This window comes from Aliihoeflea aestuarii (assembly GCF_024105665.1).
Lineage (GTDB): Bacteria > Pseudomonadota > Alphaproteobacteria > Rhizobiales > Rhizobiaceae > Aliihoeflea > Aliihoeflea aestuarii.
In genome coordinates this window covers 126520-145429 of record NZ_JAAAMK010000009.1, presented here as the reverse complement: position 1 = coordinate 145429, position 18910 = coordinate 126520, and the positions used below count along the sequence as shown (strand labels likewise).

Annotated in this window: 14 protein-coding genes and 1 pseudogene; 8 read left to right on the top strand and 7 right to left on the bottom strand. The window is 63.4% G+C overall.

The window, feature by feature from the left end; all coding sequences use genetic code 11:
- Positions 1-24: 24 nt before the first annotated feature.
- Genes GTW25_RS16770 through GTW25_RS16745 form a run of 6 tightly spaced genes read right to left on the bottom strand, consistent with a single transcriptional unit; the run spans position 25 to position 5885 of the window.
- A complete protein-coding gene (locus GTW25_RS16770) occupies positions 25-831 on the bottom strand; it encodes a GntR family transcriptional regulator (RefSeq protein WP_252913359.1) in 807 nt (268 codons plus the stop codon).
- Complete coding sequence (gene leuD / locus GTW25_RS16765; protein ID WP_252913358.1) at positions 828-1457, bottom strand: 3-isopropylmalate dehydratase small subunit; 630 nt, start codon at positions 1455-1457, stop codon at positions 828-830. Before leuD ends, GTW25_RS16770 begins: the two co-directional genes overlap by 4 nt.
- A complete protein-coding gene (leuC, locus tag GTW25_RS16760) occupies positions 1454-2851 on the bottom strand; it encodes a 3-isopropylmalate dehydratase large subunit (RefSeq protein ID WP_252913357.1) in 1398 nt (465 codons plus the stop codon). The genes leuD and leuC overlap by 4 nt, the downstream gene beginning before the upstream one ends.
- On the bottom strand, positions 2848-4368 hold the full coding sequence (locus GTW25_RS16755) for a tripartite tricarboxylate transporter permease (RefSeq protein WP_252913356.1): 1521 nt from the start codon (positions 4366-4368) through the stop codon (positions 2848-2850). Before GTW25_RS16755 ends, leuC begins: the two co-directional genes overlap by 4 nt.
- 13 nt (positions 4369-4381) lie before the next feature.
- On the bottom strand, positions 4382-4879 hold the full coding sequence (locus tag GTW25_RS16750) for a tripartite tricarboxylate transporter TctB family protein (RefSeq protein ID WP_252913355.1): 498 nt from the start codon (positions 4877-4879) through the stop codon (positions 4382-4384).
- Between the two features lie 4 nt (positions 4880-4883).
- Positions 4884-5885: a Bug family tripartite tricarboxylate transporter substrate binding protein gene (locus GTW25_RS16745; RefSeq protein WP_252913354.1), complete on the bottom strand. Its 1002-nt coding sequence runs from the start codon at positions 5883-5885 to the stop codon at positions 4884-4886.
- A gap of 447 nt (positions 5886-6332) precedes the next feature.
- Between GTW25_RS16745 and GTW25_RS16740 the strand changes: the two genes are divergently transcribed.
- The 8 genes and pseudogenes from GTW25_RS16740 to phoB all read left to right on the top strand — a co-directional run bounded on the left by GTW25_RS16740 (position 6333) and on the right by phoB (position 17483).
- Complete coding sequence (locus tag GTW25_RS16740) at positions 6333-8531, top strand: TonB-dependent hemoglobin/transferrin/lactoferrin family receptor (RefSeq protein ID WP_252913353.1); 2199 nt, start codon at positions 6333-6335, stop codon at positions 8529-8531.
- 519 nt (positions 8532-9050) lie between these two features.
- Positions 9051-11186, top strand: a pseudogene (locus GTW25_RS16735) (response regulator); the annotation flags it as partial.
- A 151-nt stretch (positions 11187-11337) separates the two neighbouring features.
- Positions 11338-12375: a substrate-binding domain-containing protein gene (locus GTW25_RS16730; protein ID WP_252913352.1), complete on the top strand. Its 1038-nt coding sequence runs from the start codon at positions 11338-11340 to the stop codon at positions 12373-12375.
- A gap of 88 nt (positions 12376-12463) precedes the next feature.
- A complete protein-coding gene (gene pstC / locus GTW25_RS16725; RefSeq protein ID WP_252913351.1) occupies positions 12464-13834 on the top strand; it encodes a phosphate ABC transporter permease subunit PstC in 1371 nt (456 codons plus the stop codon).
- A 2-nt stretch (positions 13835-13836) separates the two neighbouring features.
- Positions 13837-15204 carry a phosphate ABC transporter permease PstA gene (gene pstA, locus GTW25_RS16720; protein ID WP_252913350.1) on the top strand — a complete coding sequence of 456 codons (1368 nt, stop codon included), beginning with the start codon at positions 13837-13839 and terminating at the stop codon, positions 15202-15204.
- Positions 15205-15233: 29 nt separating this feature from the next.
- Positions 15234-16052 carry a phosphate ABC transporter ATP-binding protein PstB gene (gene pstB, locus GTW25_RS16715; protein ID WP_372493219.1) on the top strand — a complete coding sequence of 273 codons (819 nt, stop codon included), beginning with the start codon at positions 15234-15236 and terminating at the stop codon, positions 16050-16052.
- 23 nt (positions 16053-16075) lie between these two features.
- Positions 16076-16783, top strand: coding sequence for a phosphate signaling complex protein PhoU (gene phoU / locus GTW25_RS16710; protein ID WP_252913349.1), 708 nt, complete (start codon positions 16076-16078; stop codon positions 16781-16783).
- A gap of 10 nt (positions 16784-16793) precedes the next feature.
- On the top strand, positions 16794-17483 hold the full coding sequence (gene phoB, locus GTW25_RS16705; RefSeq protein ID WP_252913348.1) for a phosphate regulon transcriptional regulator PhoB: 690 nt from the start codon (positions 16794-16796) through the stop codon (positions 17481-17483).
- 57 nt (positions 17484-17540) lie between these two features.
- Here the strand turns inward: phoB and GTW25_RS16700 are convergent, their stop codons facing one another.
- Entirely contained in the window at positions 17541-18779 is a 1239-nt protein-coding gene (locus GTW25_RS16700; RefSeq protein ID WP_252913347.1) for an ROK family protein, read from the bottom strand.
- Positions 18780-18910 lie beyond the last annotated feature (131 nt).

Below are 18910 nucleotides of genomic sequence, written 5' to 3'. Positions count from 1 at the left end.
TCGCGAGGTTCGCCTTTCTGGTATTTACGATGTGCTTTGCCGGTCGACTGCCCAGAACGGACCGCCATCCTGCGTTCCGCGCTCGAACGTCATTCGATGTTCGTAGGTGTCGGGGCGATAGAGGCCCTTGATATATTCGATCGGACGGCCGCCGGCATCGCTGACGACGCGGCGGATCGCCAGAAGCGCCGAGCCAGCCTCCACGCCGAGAAGCGCTGCCACTTCCGGTGCCGCCAGCGTCGCCGATATGCTCTGGCGGGCCGAGCCGGCCTTGACGCCCGACTGCTCCAGAAGAACCAGAAGCGGCAGGCGCGAAAGTTCGTCGGCACCATAGGCGCGGCCGAGTTTTTCGGGCACATAGGTCACGAGATGCGAAAAGGAGCGGCCTTCCAGGCTGCGCAGGCGCACGGCCTTCTGCACCATGTCACCCGCCGGGATTTTCAACGCGGCGGCGACTTCGGCGGAAGCAGCCACGTAGTCCAGCGACAGGACGTCAACATCCGTGCGCAGTCCCATCGCGATCAGGTTTTCGATCGTGCCGGAAACGGACGCCTCGACAGGTGAGGGCCCGGAGGGCCGACGCGCGAAGGTTCCGCGTCCGCGATGCCGCTCCACCCAGCCTTCGCGATCGAGCCGCTCCATCGCCTTTCGGACCGTGATGCGCGAGACGGCGAACTGGTCCGCCAGTTCGAACTCGTTGGGCAGCGGCTCGTCCGGCGCGAAGGTTCCCTCCTCGATTTCCTGCCGCAGGACGAGGTAGACCTGATGATGCTTGGGCCACGGGTCCTTGCGCCGTCCGGCGGCATCACCATCGATGCGCGGCGAGCTCAACGCGCCTCCTTGTCCGGCGACGCCGGCCATGTCCACGGCCGGTCTTTGCGGTAGGAAGCGGCGAAATCCTCGATCGCACCGAAGCGCTCGGCCGTTTCGGCGATGTCGTCCAGCCCCTTCAACAATCTCTTGCGCGAGCCTTCGTCGATCACGAAGGAGATCGGCGCAAGCGCGGGATGCGAGAGGGTGCATGTTTGAAGATCGACTTTCATCTCACGCGCCGGGTCGGCCTCGACGGCTTGCGCAAGACGGTCGTACTCATCGTCGGGCAGTTCGATCGGGACGAGGCCGTTGCGCACCGAATTGTTGCGGAAGATGTCTGCGATGCGCGGCGCGATGACGGCGCGAAAACCGTAGTCGACGAGGGCGTAGACCGCGCCTTCGCGCGAAGACCCGCAGCCGAAATTCGAACCGGCGATCAGGAAGGAGGGGGCTTCGGCTCGGTTCAGAGGAAAGTCGGCGACGCTCCGCCCGTTCGCGTCGAAGCGCAGATCGTGCAGAAGAAAGTTGCCGTACCCGGCCGAGCGCGGCTTGCGCAGGAAGCGCGCCGGGATGATCTGGTCGGTGTCGACATTGGCGACCGGAAGGACGACCGCCTGTCCTTCATGAGCGACGAAGGGCTTCATTGTCCTGCTCCCGTGTCCGGTTTCGCGCTAATCGTGCGAACGTCGACTATGCGTCCCGTCAGCGCCGCCGCCGCCGCCATTGCGGGGCTCATCAGATGCGTGCGCGCGCCGCGTCCCTGACGGCCGGGAAAATTGCGGTTCGAGGTGGACGCGCATCTTTTTCCGGGCGCGACGGCATCGCCGTTCATCGCAACGCACATCGAGCATCCGCTGTCGCGCCACTGCGCTCCCGCGTCGCGGAAAATCCGGTTGAGGCCTTCCGCTTCGGCCATTTTCTTCACGGCGGCCGAACCGGGAACGATCATCGTGGGAACCGCGACCTTGCCGAGCTTCAGAACCGATGCGGCTTCGCGCAGATCCTGAAGCCGCGAATTGGTGCACGAGCCGATAAATACCTGGTCGACTTCTATGCCGGCGATTTCCTGCCCGGCTTCCAGCCCCATATAGTCTCGGCTCGCCTGAAAATCTTCTGCGACGGGCACATGCGCAGCGATGCCGGCGACTTCTTCGGGGCTGGTGCCCCAGGTGACCATCGGCCCGACATCGGCGGCGTCGAAGCGCATTTCCTTGTCGAACGCAGCGCCGGCATCCGTGCGCAATTTCGCCCAGAAAGCTTTGGCCGCATCGAGGTCCGCGCCCTTGGGCGCGAGCGGGCGACCCTCGAGCCATGCGACGGTCGTCTCGTCCGGCGCGACCATGCCGGCGCGCGCGCCGGCTTCGATCGTCATGTTGCACAAGGTCATGCGCCCTTCCATCGACAGGGCGCGGATCGCGCTGCCGTCATACTCGACGACATGGCCGGTCGCGCCGCCTGTGCCGATGCGGCTGATGATGTAGAGCGCGAGATCCTTGGCGCTCGTCATCTCGCCGAGGACGCCATCGACGGTGATGCGCATGATTTTGGGGCGCTTTTGCCAGAGCGTCTGCGTCGCGAGGACATGTGCCACTTCCGACGCGCCGATGCCGAAGGCGAACGCGCCGAATGCTCCATGCGTGGCCGTATGCGAATCCCCGCACACGATGGTGAGGCCCGGCAGGGAAAGCCCTTGCTCGGGTGCGGCGACATGGACGATGCCCTGACGGGAATCCCCCATGGCGAAGATGTCGATCCCGTGCGCGGTCGTGTTGCGGGTCAAAAGGTCGATCATGTTCGCGACCTCCGTGTCCTTCGGCGGCGCGGAGTGATCGCTCGGCACGTAATGGTCCGCCACGCCGAAGGTGAGTTCCGGGTGACGCACCGGCCGCCCGCTCTCCTTCAGCTTGCCGAAGGCATGGAACGAGCCTTCATGGACGAAATGCCGGTCGATCCACAACAGGTTCTGATCGCCGTCCGTCCCGATGACGTGCGCATCCCAGACCTTGGCGAACAGGGTTCTCGGCTGGCCGGTGGTCATGAGGCGTCTCCCGTGCTTGCCGCAGGTTTGCCGCGCTGGCGAAGATTGACGATCAGGCGCGGCATCAACGACAGGACCAGCAGCGCGATGAGCAGGAGCGTGATCGGGCGCCCGGCGACGAAGCTCAGATCGCCGCCGCTGACCTGATAGCTGCGAACGAGTTCGCCCTCGGCCATGCCGCCAACCAAAAGGCCGACGACCGTGGCGGCCACCGGAAAACCGTAGCGGCGCATGAACCAGCCCAGGATACCCGCCACGACGACCGTGACCGGTCCGACCATGTTGCCGGTCAGCGCGTAGGCTCCCAGCACCGACATGACCATGACCAGCGGCGCGAGGATGCGCAGCGGCACCTTCACGATGACGCCGGCGAAGCGCACGAACACCACGCCGATGAACAGCAAAAGCACCGCCTGCACCATGTTGCCGAAGATCAGAGCGTAGACGATGTCCTTGTTCTCGGAAATGAAGCGCGGGCCGCCGGTCACATTGTGCATGGCGAAGGCGCCGAGGAGAACGGCCGTGCCTGCCCCGCCGGGAATCCCGAGTGCCAGAAGCGAAACCATCGATGCGCCTTCGGAACTGGAATTCGCCCCTTCCGACGCGATCACGCCGCCCGGATTTCCGGCTCCGTACGAGGCGGGGTCCTTGGCTGCGCGTTTGGCGACGCCGTAAGCGGCAAGGTTTGCGATGCTCGCGCCGACGCCCGGCACGAGGCCGATGCCGACGCCGATCGCGCTGCTCCTGAATATCTCGAGTGGGCGGCGCACCGCGTCCTTCATGCCGCCGACGATCTTGGCCATGCTGACGGTGCGCAGCGACTCGTCGCGGACGAGATAGTCCCGCCCGATCAGATTGAAGAGTTCGGATGCCGCGAAAAGACCGATCAGCGCGGGAATGGCCGGAATGCCGTCAAGGAGATACATCGAGCCGAACGTTCCGCGCATCTGGCCCGCATCGCTGTAGCCGATCGTGGCGATGAGAATGCCGATCATCCCGGCCACGATGCCCTTGGCGAAGCTGCCGGTGTTGAGAAGCGCGATGAGCGTGAGGCCCCACAGCGCAACGACGAACATTTCCGTAGGGCCGAGGCGCAGTACCCATTCTGCGACGAACTCAACGATGAGAAAGAGCGCGATATAGCCCAGGAAAGTCCCTATCACCGAGGCGGCAAGGCCGATGCCGAGCGCCTCGCTGTGGCGTCCCTGCTGGGCCATCGGATAGCCGTCGAACGCAGTGGCGACCGCCGAGGAGGTGCCGGGAATGTTCATCAGGATGGCGGGGATGGCGCCGCCGAAACCGCCGCCGGTAAAGATCGCCGTCAGGAACAGGATCGCCGGCAGAAAATCCATGTAAAGGGTGGCCGGCAGGAAAATGGCCATTGCCACCGAAATCGAGATACCGGGAATGGCTCCGAAGACCAGGCCGATCAGAATGCCGATCGGAACGACGATCCAGGCCTGGGCATCGCCGAACAGCAGCGAGATGCCGTCATTTGCAGCGCTCATGTCGATCATGTCGGCACCTTTTTTACAGGAACAAGGTGGGCAGCGCGATGGCGAAGACGTGCACGAACAGCCACACGATCGCCAGTGACGCCGCGATGCCTATGCCCGCCACGACCAGAGGACGACGTTCACCCTGAAGGATCAGGGATGCGACGACGAAGACCATAGTGGCAAGATCGAAACCGACGAACGGGGTTGCAGCGACATAGGCCACCAGAAGGGCCATGAAGCCCAATGCGGGAAGCGAAGACTTCCATCCCTCGCGCTTGGCTGCGACGCCCGCAGCGGCGCGGGCGAACGCTTCCCGCCAGTCCTCCATAACTGCAAAACCCAGCGCCAGGACGCCGACGGCCGCCACCGGCGCGACCATCATCCAGTCCGTCGCACCGCGGGCGGCAACGACGACGCTGACCGCATAGCCGATCATCGCCAGCGCGAGCACCGCCATGAAGATAGTCGCGCCGATTGGCCTGACCGGCTTTACGGCATCAGCCGCCTTGTCTTCGATCACGCGCGACATGATCCTATTTCACCTGATCGGCGTAACGCGAGACATTCTCGTATGCTTCGTCGATCAGTGCCTGGCTGTCCTGCGGACCGACCCAGTCGGCGCCCATACGCGCCTGGCGTGCCCACTCCTGGAATTCCTCGCTCTCGATCGTCTCGCGATAGGCGTCGAGCAGGATTTCATAGTTTTGCGGATTGCTTTGCGGCAGCGACGCGTGAACGATCGGGCCGGTGATGTTTCCGCCCATCAAGGCGACCGGTTCCACGTCCATCTCGGCGAGCGCCTCGTTGAGCGGCGGCGCGCCCCAATCGTCCACGTCTTCGTCGTTGACGACGGCAAGGACACGGATACGGTCGCGGATGGGTTCGGCCGCTTCGGCGGCCAGAATCTCGAAGTCGACCTGATTGCCGGCGAGTGCCGTGCGAAGCGGGCCACCGCCACTGTAGGTGACGAAGCGGATATTCTCGTTGGGGATGCCGAGCGCGTCATTGAGGATCAGCGTCTGAAGATGCCCGCCATTGCCCACGATGATGCCGGACGAAACCGCACCGGGGGTGCGAAGCGCCTCGACGAGGTCGGCAAGCGTCTCATAAGGGCTGTCGCGATGGACAGCGATGATTCCGTAATCGTTCCATTGCGCGTTCATCAGCTGGAAGTCGGTCCACTGCACCGGCGCGCCGCTGACGAGGATCGCGCTGGCGAGATAAGGCGTCGCCTGCATGAACATGACGTGGCTGCCGTCGTCCGGCTGCTGCATGAACCATGTCGCGCCGAGCGCGCCCGCGCCGCCCGGCCGGTTGACGACCTGAATCGGAACGCCGAGCCGGGGTGACATGTGATCGGCCACGCCGCGCGCCATTCGGTCGGCACTGCCGCCGGCGTCGAAGGGCACGACGAAGGTGAGGGGCCGCGTCGGCCAGTCCTGCGCGGACGCTGTCGTCGCCGAAACGCCAAGGGTGACGAGCGCCACTGCTGCGGCCCGTAGAAGGCGCAGTGCGCCTGAACTGAAATCAAGCATGAGTTTTTCCTCCCGCATGCAAAACAGTGGGCATAGAGAAAGCAACATCATATTGTTATGTCAATAGGACATGAAAATATTGGATCGCCAGGCACGCTTTTCCGATCAGGCTGACTCCGGCTGGCCAATCGGCATCACTTGATCGTGCTTTGCCGTGCAATATGCCGGTCGTGCAGGAGGCGCGCGGTTATCTCATTTCGGGGATGTCGCGCGCAGCGCATTCGTCGAAAGCCACTTTTCCAGAGGTGAGCCTGTCTCCGGTGGAGGCGGAGATTCCCCGCTTCGGCGCGCTTGCCGTACCGAAGATCACTTTTTAACTTGACTGTTTTACTCCTATTAAATTATGGCCTTATCGGGGCGCACGATCCAAGGGGGGTCTGACGCCACTTAGCCACCGCGATTCCGCCGGCAGCCAACCCTCGAAACATCTATTTTTGAGAGAGTTACATGGCGTCGCGTCGCAACCTTGCCGCTATTCTTGGCCTTTCGACCGTTCTCACTTCGGTAGCGTTCGCGCAGACCACACCCAGCGCCGACGAGACGGAGGAGGGATATTACACGCTGCGCGAGATCATCGTGCATGGCGGGCAGACGGCCTCCGCTCCCGGTGCGGTCGCGGATACGCCGCTGGCGTCCACGGCGACGCGCGAGGAACTTTCCGAACGCCAGATCACGTCGATCGAGGATCTCGGCCGCAGCCTCGAGCCGGGCGTCAACTTCAACCGGAACACGGGCGCCATAAATATTCGCGGCCTCGAAGGCCCGCGCGTTCTCACCACGATCGACGGCATTCCGGTGCCGTATCTCAACGATACGACACGCGGCTCCTCGGGCGGCGTCGACCTGTTCGAATTCTCTTCGCTTGCCGGGATCGACATCGTGCGCGGTTCCGATTCAAGCCGCGCGGGACCCGGCGCGCTTGGCGGCGTCCTCGGCCTGCGCACACTCGAACCCGACGATTTGATCCGTGACGGGCGCACATGGGGAGGCGTGACGGGTCTTGTCTATGACGGATCTGACGACAGCTTCACGCCGAGCGCTGCCGTTGCGGCGCGCGCCGGCAACACCTCGGTTCTTTTGCAGGGCGCCTACAGGCGCGGCAACGAACGGGAGAGTATGGGCTCGCTCGACGCTTACGGCCCGACCCGTACCTTGCCGAACCCGGCCGACTACGACCAGCACAATCTGCTCTTCAAGCTACGCCACGATCTGGAAGGCGGGCACACGGTCGGTCTGACGGCAGAGCGCTTTCGCCGCGACCGCGATGTGGACGATCGGCGCATGCAAACGGTGGGAGGCAATTACCTGCCGGGCAATTACGCGTCGTTCGAAAGCGGCGCGCGCGATCGCGTGTCTCTCGACTACAGATACGATGGTGGCGGCTTCGTCGATTTCGCCGCCGCGTCGCTTTACTGGATCGATCAGCAGCGCGGCAGCGGCTATGAGGGTATTCGTTCGTCAACCGTGCGGGGTCCCATCTGGCGCGACAATACCTATGACGAGACGACAATCGGTTTCATCGGCTCGGGCGAACGCACGTTCACTATCGGCGATTTCAGCCATCGCCTGACGATGGGGCTCGATCTGTCCGGGTCATCCTCGCAACAATACACGGCAGGCGGCGACAATTGCTCGGTCTTCTATGAGCGCACCTGCTCGAACCTGCACACCAATCAGGCCGACGAGCCGGAAGTGGACAGCCGGAAGGTCGGCTTCTTCGTGGATAACGAGATCGGCATCGGTCAAACCGGCTTCTTCATCACGCCGGGCGCCCGTTTCGACTGGGTCGAGCGCGATCCGAAGATGACCCCGGAATTCGCGCGCAATCCGACGAGGCCCGGCCTGCCGAACAGCTTCAGCGATACGGCTGTCTCGCCCAAGCTGGGGCTTGCCTATCGCCCGTCCGACACCATCGAGCTCTACGGCCAGTGGGCCATGGGCTTCCGAGCACCGACCTCGGGCGAACTCTACTCGACATTCGGCGGACCGGGCACCTATCTGCGCCGCGGCAATGACGAACTCGTCTCCGAGACCAGCCAGGGCATCGAGATCGGCGTGCGCTATGGCGACGAGGATTTCGGCGTCAGGGCCAGCCTGTTCCACAATCGCTATCGCAATTTCATCGAGGCTGTGTCGGCAGACGATCAAAATCCGGCCGTCTATCCGTTCGGGATCACGGAGTTCCAGAATCTCGATCGCGTGCGGATTTCCGGTATCGAGGCGGCGGTTCACAAAAGGTTCGATAACGGCTTCCACATCATGGGCTCGCTCGCTTTCGCACGCGGCGAAAACCTCGAAACGGGGGCGTATCTCGGCTCGGTCGCACCGTTCAAGGGCGTCGCTACGGTGGGATATGCGGCGCAGACCTGGGGAACGGACCTGACCTTCATCGGTGTCAGCGGCGTTTCCGACAATTCCGACGCGACGTTCAAAGCACCCGGCTACGGCATCGTGGATGTGACCGCCTGGTGGAAGCCGGAACAGCTCGACGGCTTCACCATTCGCGGCGGCGTCTACAATCTGTTCGACAAGGAATATTACGACGCCATCAATCTGCGCTCGACTACCGGCATAACGACTGCGAACCAGGCTTACTTCTCCGAGCCCGGACGGTTCTTCAAGGTTTCGCTCGCAAAGGAATTCTGACCCTCCAGTCGACCCGCGCCCGAAAGCGACCCGACAGCCGAAGACCGGTTGTCGCGTTCAGCGGCTGCATTCACAAAATACAACACATATTCATTTCTTTAGCGCATCGTTAAGTATGCGTCGGGCAGTGTCGCGTTCATCCATCGGGTCGCGGGGGACTTGATCGTGGAAATGAATGCAATTCTGGCGAATGCCGCAGCACGCAGCGTTCAGGTCGTGGGCGGCGCGGGGCGCCGAACAGCCGGACGCAGTGCCGTCAACGACGCCTATTGCTATTGCGGTCCGGATGGTCGTCTCGTCGATTTCAACGATGCCATGCTGGCGATGTACGCCCCCGTGGCCGAATTGATGCGCCCCGGTGTCCTGTTCGATAAACTCATCGACGCTGCCATCGATCGCGACGTCTGGGAAACGGGCGGTATCGATCCGGCCCGTTTGAAACGCAAGATCGTCGACAGGAGCCACGGACCCAGCTTCGAAATGCCGCTCGCCTTCAGGGACGGCCGGCATGTCATCCACCGTGAAATCCATATCGACGGGGCCGGCAGCCTCATCATCTGCACCGATGTCACCGAGGCGAGGGCGCGCGAGCGCGAACTGGCGGTGACGCGCGACCGTGCCGAAGGGCTTTACGAAGACCTCAAGCGCACGCTCGACACGATGGATCTCGGCGTGGTCGTGCTCGACCGCGACCTCAACACCGAGATCATCAACGAAGCTTACTATCGTATCTGGCGGGTCGATCCGAGCGACATTCCGGTCGGCGTTCATGCCCGCCAGATGATGGAGGTCAGCCGACAAAAGGGCATCTACGATGTCGGTGACGCGGACTGGGAACGCTATGTCGCCGAGCGGCTCGGGCGCATAGCGGACGGCGACGTGCCGCCGAGCGAGTTCACGCGCGCCGACGGCTGCACGATGATCTATTCGGTGACGCCGCTTTCCGACGGCAGGCGGCTGGTTTCCTATTTCGATATCACCGTGATGAAGCGGCGCGAAGCGGAAATGGTCGAGGCTCAGCGAAGGGCCGAACTCGCCGACCGCGCGAAATCCGAATTCCTCGCCAATATGAGCCACGAAATCCGCACGCCCATGAACGGCGTGCTCGGCATGGCCGAGCTCTTGTGGAAGACCGATCTCGACACCAAGCAGAAGACGTTTGCCGACATCATCGTCAAATCCGGCAACGCGCTTTTGACGATCATCAACGACATCCTGGATTTCTCCAAGATCGACGCGGGCCAGCTCGTGCTGGACCCGGCGCCCTTCGACCTTGCCGAAGCGATCGAAGACGTGGCCACGCTCGTCTCCACGCGCGCCAAGGAAAAGGATCTGGAAATGATCGTCCGCTTCGCGCCGGGCCTGAAGCGTCGCTTCGTCGGCGACGGCGGACGCATTCGGCAGATCGTCACCAATTTGATGGGCAATGCGGTCAAGTTCACCGAAAGAGGTCACGTTCTCGTCGATGTCGACGGGGTCGCGTCGCAGACCGGCACGCGGCTCACCATTTCGGTGACGGATACCGGCATGGGCATTCCGGCCGACAAACTCGGGCTCGTCTTCGAAAAGTTCAGCCAGGTGGATGCGTCGTCGACCCGTCGCCACGAGGGCACGGGCCTTGGCCTTGCGATCTCCTCGCGGCTCGTCGGGCTGATGGGCGGGCGCATCGACGTCGAAAGCGAGATCGACAAGGGATCGCGGTTCTGGTTCTCGGTCGACCTGCCCCATGCCGACGAACAGGCCGCCCAGCGATCGCCCGCGCTCGACGTGCGCGGGGCGCGTATCCTCGTCATCGACGACAATCCGATCAACCGTGAAATCCTGCTCGAACAGATGCAGGGCTGGGATTTCGATGCCTGTGCGGCGCAGAACGCGGCCGAAGGCATCGCCGTTCTGACAGAAGCGGCAAGGCGAGGCATCGCCGTCGATTGCGTCATCCTCGATTACCAGATGCCCGAAATGACCGGCGTCGATGCCGCGCGCATCATCCGTCGGACGGCGGAAATCGCGAAGACGCCGATTCTTCTCCTGAGTTCGGTCGACCAGGCGGTGACCGGCGCGCCGGGCCGGGAACTCGGCATCGAAGCACAGCTCATCAAACCGGCCCGTTCTGCGGTGCTGCTCAAGACACTCGTCGACACGATCCAGCGACGCCGTGCCGAGGCGGCCGGCGTGGTGGTTCCGCTGCGCGCCGCCAAGCCTGCGAAAAAGGTGCAGCAATGCGAAGCCGCGCCCGAACCTCGCAGGCAGGTGCGATATATCGACGTGCTCGTTGCGGAGGACAACGAGGTCAACCAGCTCGTCTTCCGGCAGATACTCGAGGAGATCGGGCTCACCTTCGAAATCGTCGAGAACGGGAAGCTGGCGCTGGACCGCTATCGAAACGGCGGCGCGCGACTGATCGTGATGGACGTGTCGATGCCGGTCATGGACGGACTGGAAGCGACACGGCACATTCGCGAGGCGGACGATCCGGATATGCCCGTTCCGATCATCGGCGTCACGGCGCATGCCCTCAAGGGTGATCGCGACCGATGCCTGGAGGCGGGCATGGACGACTATCTGGCCAAGCCGATCAGCCCCAGAATGCTCGCCGAGAAAATCGAGGCGTGGCTTGGCGACCGATCGGGAAATCGCAGTTCCGAAGCCGAATAGGCGGGACAGGTCCGCGTTCTTGTCGTCGTTTCGCGCGTCTTCGCCGGACTGACATCGAACTGTCATCTAACTGTTACAAACGGCCGCTATTGCCACTCTCGTCGCCGACAAGTGCGGCAGCAGAAGAGATTTCTGAACAGGGGTAGGCTCCATGAAAAAGTTCGTTTTCGCAGCATCCGCGGCTGCAATCGCCATCGCCGCTTCGGCCGGTGCCGCGACCGCCCAGTCGCGTGACACGATCCAGATTGCCGGTTCGTCGACGGTTCTTCCTTTCGCTTCCATCGTTGCCGAAGAATTCGGCAACGCGTTTCCCGAATTCAACGCGCCGGTCGTCGGCTCGGGCGGTTCGGGCGGCGGTCTTCGCCAGTTCTGCCAGGGCACCGGCGACAACACGATCGACATCGCCAATTCCTCGCGCCGCATTCAGGCTGGCGAAATCGAGGCCTGCAACGGCGCCGGCGTGAACGAGATTCTTGAAGTGCAGTTCGGCTATGATGGCATCGTCTTCGCCGTGTCGGCCGACAAGGAGGACTTCGCGCTCGAACCGGTCCACGTCTTCAAGGCAATCGCCGCTCAGGTTCCGGTCGACGGCGAGATGGTCGCCAACCCGTACACGACCTGGAACGAGATCGACGATTCGCTCCCGAACCAGCCGATCTCGATGGCCATCCCGGCATCCAATCACGGCACCCGCGAAGTCTTCGAGGAACGGGTTCTCGTCGAGGGTTGCGAAGCTGCCGAACTGCCGGAGATGGAAGAAGAGGCAATGGAGGCCGCCTGCACGGCGCTGCGTCAGGACGTCGTGATCGAAATCGCCGGCGACTACACGGAGACGCTCGCGCGCCTTCAGTCGAATGCCGACACGGTCGGCGTTTTCGGCCTGTCCTTCTACGACCAGAACCGCGACACGCTGAAGGTCGCAACGATCTCCGGCATCGAGCCTTCGCTCGAAACCATCGCTGCGGGTGAATACCCGGTGTCGCGTCCGCTCTTCTTCTACGTCAAGGGCGAGCATATCGGCGTCGTGCCGGGTCTTGAAGAATACGTCTCCTTCTTCCTCTCCGACCAGATGGCCGGCGAAGGCGGTGCGCTCGAAGGCGCAGGCCTGATCCCGGCTCCGGCCGAAGAGACTGCCGACGTTCAGGCCAAGTTCGACGCCCGCGAGGCGATCACGGCCGACCAGCTCTAAGCGACAAGCTTTGGAAAAGGCAGAAGGCCCGTCATAGACCGGGCCTTCTGCTGCTACAGGAATTCGCGGGCCAAGCGGAGACGACGACATGAATAGCTGGATGGTGGCGCTTCTTCTCCTTGCCGTCCTCAGCCTCGCCTATCAGCAGGGCTGGTCGTTGAGCCGCCGGCTGGCAACGCCTGAAGGCCGCCTACATTCCCGGCCCGCCTATCACGGTTCGCTGGTTGCGATCTGGACAATTGCGCCCGCGCTCGTGATCTTCGGCCTTTGGGCCCTGTTCGGAACGTCGGCATCACGCGCATTCATCCTTGCCAATCTGCCCGCCGAAATCGTCGATACGGGCGGTGCGGCCCTCCAAAGCGCGATCCAGCGTGTGCGGGCCATCGCCTCCGGCTTCGGCGTGGCGGGCGAAGTCCAGCCCTACGAGGCTGCGGCCGGCGAGGCACTGCGCCGGTTCCAGCTCATCGCGTCGGCGACGGTGCTGGCGGCTGCCGCCGCCTTTGCGGGCGTGTCGCTCTATTTCGCACGCCGCCGCATCGCCACCCGGCTTCGGGCGCGCAACGAGGTCGAGCGGCTGGTTCGCTATCTGCTTCTCGCCTGCTCCGGCGTCGCGATCCTGACGACACTCGGCATCGTCCTGTCACTCGTCTTCGAGGCGGCGCGCTTCTTCACGTTCGTCAGCCCGATCGACTTCTTCTTCGGCACCGTCTGGAACCCACGCTTTTCGACGACCGGTGCGGGCAGCGGCCAGTATGGCCTGCTCCCGCTATTGTGGGGCACCGTGATGGTGGCGGGCATCGCCATGTTCGTCGCGCTGCCGATCGGCCTGATGACGGCGATCTACCTGTCGCAATACGCCAAGCCGCGCGTGCGCTCCATCGTCAAGCCGATGATCGAGATTCTGGCGGGCATTCCGACCATCGTCTACGGCTTCTTCGCGCTCGTCACGGTCGGCCCGGCACTCTCCGCCTTCGGTGCATCGATCGGTGTCGACATCCGTGCCACGTCCGCGCTGACGGCGGGCATCGTGATGGGGATCATGATCATCCCCTTCATCTCCTCGCTGTCCGACGACATCCTGCGCCAGGTCCCGCGCGCCATGATCGACGGCTCGATCGGACTTGGCGCGACGCAGTCCGAAACCATCAAGCGGGTGGTGCTGCCGGCCGCGCTTCCCGGCATCGTCGGCGCCTTTCTTCTGGCCGTCAGCCGCGCCATCGGCGAAACCATGATCGTCGTTCTGGCGGCAGGCAACAGCCCATTTCTGCGCGCCAATCCGGGCGAGCCGATCTCGACCGTCACGGTGACAATCGTCAATCAGCTTACCGGCGACCAGGATTTCGCCTCGCCGCAATCGCTCGTCGCGTTCGCGCTCGGCCTGACGCTCTTCGTGATGACGCTCTTCCTCAACATGGCCGCCCTCTACATCGTCCGCCGCTTCCGGGAGCAGTACGAATAGTCATGACTGATCTCAGCCAGAACGCATCCCCGACGGACGGCTCGCAGGCGCGGCTCAAGCGCATTCGCGCCGGCCTTGGGAAGCGCCACGCCCGCGAAAAGCGGTTCCGTCTCTACGGCATCGTCGCCATCGCCGCGGCGCTGACCTTCGTCGCCATTTTGTTCGCGATGATCCTTTCCAAGGGCTTGCCAGCTTTCCAGCAGGCGACGCTGACGGTGCCGGTGACGTTCTCTCAGGAACTCATCGACCTCGAGCCGAGGCCGGTGCGGGAAAGCGGTCAATCGGCTGCCGACTTCCGCGCGGCCGATCTTCGCTGGCAGCGCGACGTGACGCTCGTGAACTGGAACCGCGTGGTCGAGGACGCGGTGCGCAGCCTCGCGCCGGGTTCCGAAATCAGCTCCCGCGACCTGCAGTCGCTGATCGACAGCGCCGAACGCTTCAAGCTGCGCGACGCCTTCGTCGCCAATCCGAATCTGCTCGGCCAAACCGTCGACATGCAGCTCCTCGCCTCGGCCAATGCGGACAACTGGCTCAAGGGCAACATCAACCGCGACCTGCCAGATTCGCAGCAGCAATTGTCGGCCCCCGCGCGCGCGCTTGCCGACGAGCTTTATGCCGACGGCAATATCCGCATGGCGTTCGCCTGGCATATCTTCACCAACACGGATTCACGCTCGGCTCCGGCAAGCGCGGGCCTTGCGGGCGCCTTCATGGGTTCGCTCTACATGATGATGGTGGTGATCGTGCTTGCGGTGCCGATCGGCGTCGCCAGCGCGATTTATCTAGAAGAGTTCGCGCCGAAGAACCGGCTGACGGATATCATCGAGGTCAACATCAACAATCTGGCGGCGGTGCCTTCCATCGTGTTCGGTCTTCTGGGCGCGGCGGTCTTCATCAACTATTTCCGCCTGCCGCTTTCGGCGCCCATCGTCGGCGGTCTCGTGCTGACGCTGATGACCTTGCCGACCATCATCATCGCGACGCGCTCGTCGCTGCGGGCCGTGCCGCCGTCGCTCCGGCAGGCGGCCCTCGGGCTCGGCGCGTCGAAGACGCAGACGGTGTTCCACCACGTCCTGCCGGTCACTTATCCGGGCATCCTCACCGCTACGATCATCGGCGTTGCGCAGGCGCTCGGCGAAACCGCCCCGCTGCTTCTGATCGGCATGAACGCCTTCGTCGCGTCGGTGCCGGGCTCGCCCTTCGACCAGTCCACCGCCTTGCCGGTCCAGATCTATCTGTGGCAGGGCAACGAGAACCGCAACTTTTTCGAGGCGCGCACATCGGCCGCGATTATCGTTCTTCTGGCGCTCATGATAAGCCTGAACGCGATCGCCATCTTCCTCCGCAGCCGATTGGAGCGCCGCAGATGACCAACATCGCCAAATCGGAGAATACCGACATGAACATGTCTTCCGGTCCCTTCGTCGACGTCGCAAATACGCCAAAGCAGCAGCGGGCGCCCAAGGCGCGGGTGACGGCGCAGAACGTCAACGTTTTCTACGGGCAGAAACAGGCCTTGTTCGACGTCTGCGTCGACGTGCCGGATCGCTCCGTCATCGCGTTCATCGGCCCTTCGGGCTGCGGCAAGTCCACCTTCCTTCGCTGCCTCAACCGCATGAACGACACGATCGAGGGCTGCCGCGTCGAGGGCGATATCAAGCTCGACGGGCAGGATGTCTACGATCCCAAGATCGACGTGGTGGAACTGCGCGCACGCGTCGGCATGGTGTTTCAAAAACCGAACCCGTTCCCCAAATCGATCTTCGAGAATGTCGCCTACGGGCCGAAGATCCACGGGCTTGCGACGAACAAGACCGAGCTTGAAGAGATCGTCGTCACCAGCCTTCGCAAAGCGAGCCTCTTCGAAGAGGTGAAGGATCGTCTGCACGAGCCGGGCACCGGGCTTTCGGGTGGCCAGCAGCAGCGCCTGTGCATCGCCCGCGCCATCGCCGTCTCGCCCGAGGTGATCCTGATGGACGAGCCCTGCTCCGCGCTCGACCCGATCGCAACCGCCAAGATCGAGGAACTGATCGACGAATTGCGCGCCAACTACACGATCGCGATCGTCACGCACTCGATGCAGCAGGCGGCGCGCGTGTCGCAGCGCACGGCGTTCTTCCATCTGGGACTGCTGGTCGAGGAAGGGCCGACGGAAACGATCTTCACCGCGCCCAACGACAAGCGTACGCAAGACTACGTCACCGGCCGCTTCGGCTGACCGACGGGAAGAGGGCAGGGACCATGGGTGGACATATCGTAGCCTCTTTCGACGAGGAACTCGGCGCAATCGACCGGCTGATCCGCGAAATGGGCGATCTGGCGCAGGACATGGTGTCGTCGGCGACGAAGTCGCTGCTCGACAACGATGTCGGGCTCGCCCAGCGCGTCATTTCGGACGATCTGTCGATGGACGACAAGCAGCGCCAGATCGACGAGCGGGCGATCACGCTGATCGCCAAGCGCCAGCCCATGGCGCAGGATTTGCGCGCGGTCGTCGGTGCGATCCGCATGGCGAGCGACCTGGAGCGCATCGGCGATCTGGCCAAGAACATCTCCAAGCGCGTCAACGCCGTCGGCTCGGGCGTGATGCAGCGCAAATTGTCCCATTCGATCGACACGATGGCCGGTCTGGTGCGCGCGCAGCTCGCGGGCGTCATCGACAATTATGTCGGGCGCAACGCCGACGCGCTCGTCACGCTCAGGGCCGACGACGAGAAAATCGACGTCCACTACACGGCCGTGTTCCGCGAACTCCTGACCTACATGATGGAAGATCCGCGCAACATCACGCCATGCACGCATCTTCTGTTCTGCGCCAAAAATCTCGAGCGCATCGGCGATCACGCCACGAACATCGCCGAGAATGCCTATTACATGATGGTGGGCAAGCAATTGCCGGTCCACCGGCCAAAGATCGACGAGACGTCGATTTCCGGCGATCCGCGGTGAGGACCCGCAAATGATGGCGCCGAAGATCATGGTCGTCGAGGATGAGGAAGCGCTCGGCGTGCTGATCCGATACAATCTGGAGGCGGAAGGCTATCAGGTCGAGACGATCATGCGCGGCGACGACGCCGAAATCCGGCTTCAGGAAACCGTGCCGGACCTTCTCGTCCTCGACTGGATGGTTCCGGCCGTTTCCGGCATCGAATTGTGCCGGCGGCTGAGGATGCGGCCCGAAACGGAACGTCTGCCGATCATCATGCTGACGGCGCGCGGCGAGGAAAGCGACCGGGTGCGCGGACTTGCGACCGGAGCGGACGACTATCTCGTCAAGCCCTTCTCGACGCCCGAATTCGTCGCCCGCGTGCGCGCGCTTCTGCGGCGTGCGAAGCCGGAAGTGCTTTCGAGCGTGCTCAAAGTCGGCGACATCGTGCTCGACCGGGAGGCGCACCGCGTCTATCGCGGCCCGCTGGAGGTGCATCTGGGGCCGACCGAATTCCGGCTTCTGGAATTCCTGATGCAGCATCCCGGCCGCGTCTTCTCGCGCGGACATCTGCTCGACAGCGTGTGGGGCGAGACGAACTATATCGATGAGCGAACCGTCGACGTTCATGTCGGACGCCTGCGCAAGGCGATCAATCCGAACGGCGCGCCGGACGTGATCCGCACGATCCGCGGCGCAGGCTATTCGATCAACGAAAGCTGAAGGTTTTTTTACGCAGTTCCGGATGCAAAACCGCTGCACACTTTTGCTGGAACTGCTCTAACCCGCCGCCGCCTGCATGGCGTTGATATAGCCGGGTGCGAACAGTTCGGTGTCGACCGCTTCGAGCGCCTTGCGCGCGCAACCTTCGAGGATCAGCGGCATCTCGTCGGTTTGCAGGTCGAAGGAGATAACCGCATCGTGCTGCCCGCCGGCCGTCTGCGCGATCGCCTTTCGGATCGCCGGTTCGATGATGTCGAAGGCGAGCGTGCCGGGGCCGACGACCGCCACGGGAGCCGGATCGATCAGGGCGAACAATGACCCCAGCCCGTAACCCAGCGCCTCGCCCGCCCGTGTGAACGCGTCGCGGGCGGGGCCGTCCTGCCGTCTTGCGTCGCCTGCCAGCCGCAGCATGGTGTCCTGATCGACATCCGCGTCCGGCTCGGACTGATCGCTGTAGCCTTCCGACGCGCGCAGGATCGCGTAGTTTCCGGCATAGGCCTCGATGCAGCCATGACGCCCGCACCGGCACAGCGCCCCATGCGGCCGGTGGATCATGTGCCCGAACTCGCCGCCCGACGAATAGGCCCCGGTGAACAATTCGCCGCGCAGCACCAAGCCCATGCCGATGCCGTTCGACAGCAGGATCGTCACGAAATTGTCGCGGTAGCGTTCGGGATCGCGCGCGCGCAGCGCGAGTGCGATCATGTTGCAGTCGTTCTGTACGGTGACGGGAAAGCCGAAACGGTTTTCGAGAAGGTCGGCGAAGGCGATGCCGCTATGCGGCGTGATCGGTGTCCACAACAAAGCGCGCGCGTCCGAATCGGTGATGCCCTGGACGGCCATCGTCATGCGCATCACGTCGCCCGCCTCATGTCCCGAATCGGACAGCACGCCTTCGACCATTGCGCAGACCGCGTCGACCAGTTCGTCCCTGGAGATGGTCAGCGTCGACAGGCGCTCGCGCCGCTCCGCGATGGTCCGGCCGGAATAATCGATGACGGTCGCCGAAAGCGTATTGAGCAGAAGAACGACGGTGAGCACGGTTCCCGCCCGCGGCTCCAGCCCGAGCGAGACCTGGGGCCGGCCGCGCCGGACGATGTCGTTGCCGGTGCCCTTGACCTGGCGCAGCACGCCTTCGGCGATCAGGTCGGAGGAGATTGCCGAGATCGTGGAATGGCTGAGGCCTGTCCGGTTGACGAGATCCGTGCGCGACGGCTGGCCCTCGCGGCGAACAGCGGCGATCACCATTGCGCGGTTTCGCTTGCGCAAATCGTCGTGGCGTACGCCCATGGTCATGGCAGGTTCCTCCAAGGCGTCTTAATGCACCTTTCGAAGGATATTGACACACCGGAAATGCTGCGTCATTATTTTTTTCGAGGCTCGAAAAAAAGAGCTTCCCGCTGCCGAGAGGCAAACCAAGGAGGCGC

Excerpts from the sequence above, each read along its gene's own strand:
- pstA (WP_252913350.1), top strand. The coding sequence starts at position 13,837 with ATGACTGATCTCAGCCAGAACGCATCCCCGACGGACGGCTCGCAGGCG.
- pstB (WP_372493219.1), top strand. The coding sequence starts at position 15,234 with ATGAACATGTCTTCCGGTCCCTTCGTCGACGTCGCAAATACGCCAAAG.
- GTW25_RS16745 (WP_252913354.1), bottom strand. The coding sequence starts at position 5,885 with ATGCTTGATTTCAGTTCAGGCGCACTGCGCCTTCTACGGGCCGCAGCA.
- GTW25_RS16730 (WP_252913352.1), top strand. The coding sequence starts at position 11,338 with ATGAAAAAGTTCGTTTTCGCAGCATCCGCGGCTGCAATCGCCATCGCC.
- GTW25_RS16755 (WP_252913356.1), bottom strand. The coding sequence starts at position 4,368 with ATGATCGACATGAGCGCTGCAAATGACGGCATCTCGCTGCTGTTCGGC.
- GTW25_RS16740 (WP_252913353.1), top strand. The coding sequence starts at position 6,333 with ATGGCGTCGCGTCGCAACCTTGCCGCTATTCTTGGCCTTTCGACCGTT.
- phoU (WP_252913349.1), top strand. The coding sequence starts at position 16,076 with ATGGGTGGACATATCGTAGCCTCTTTCGACGAGGAACTCGGCGCAATC.
- GTW25_RS16700 (WP_252913347.1), bottom strand. The coding sequence starts at position 18,779 with ATGACCATGGGCGTACGCCACGACGATTTGCGCAAGCGAAACCGCGCA.
- pstC (WP_252913351.1), top strand. The coding sequence starts at position 12,464 with ATGAATAGCTGGATGGTGGCGCTTCTTCTCCTTGCCGTCCTCAGCCTC.
- GTW25_RS16750 (WP_252913355.1), bottom strand. The coding sequence starts at position 4,879 with ATGTCGCGCGTGATCGAAGACAAGGCGGCTGATGCCGTAAAGCCGGTC.
- phoB (WP_252913348.1), top strand. The coding sequence starts at position 16,794 with ATGATGGCGCCGAAGATCATGGTCGTCGAGGATGAGGAAGCGCTCGGC.
- leuD (WP_252913358.1), bottom strand. The coding sequence starts at position 1,457 with ATGAAGCCCTTCGTCGCTCATGAAGGACAGGCGGTCGTCCTTCCGGTC.
- leuC (WP_252913357.1), bottom strand. The coding sequence starts at position 2,851 with ATGACCACCGGCCAGCCGAGAACCCTGTTCGCCAAGGTCTGGGATGCG.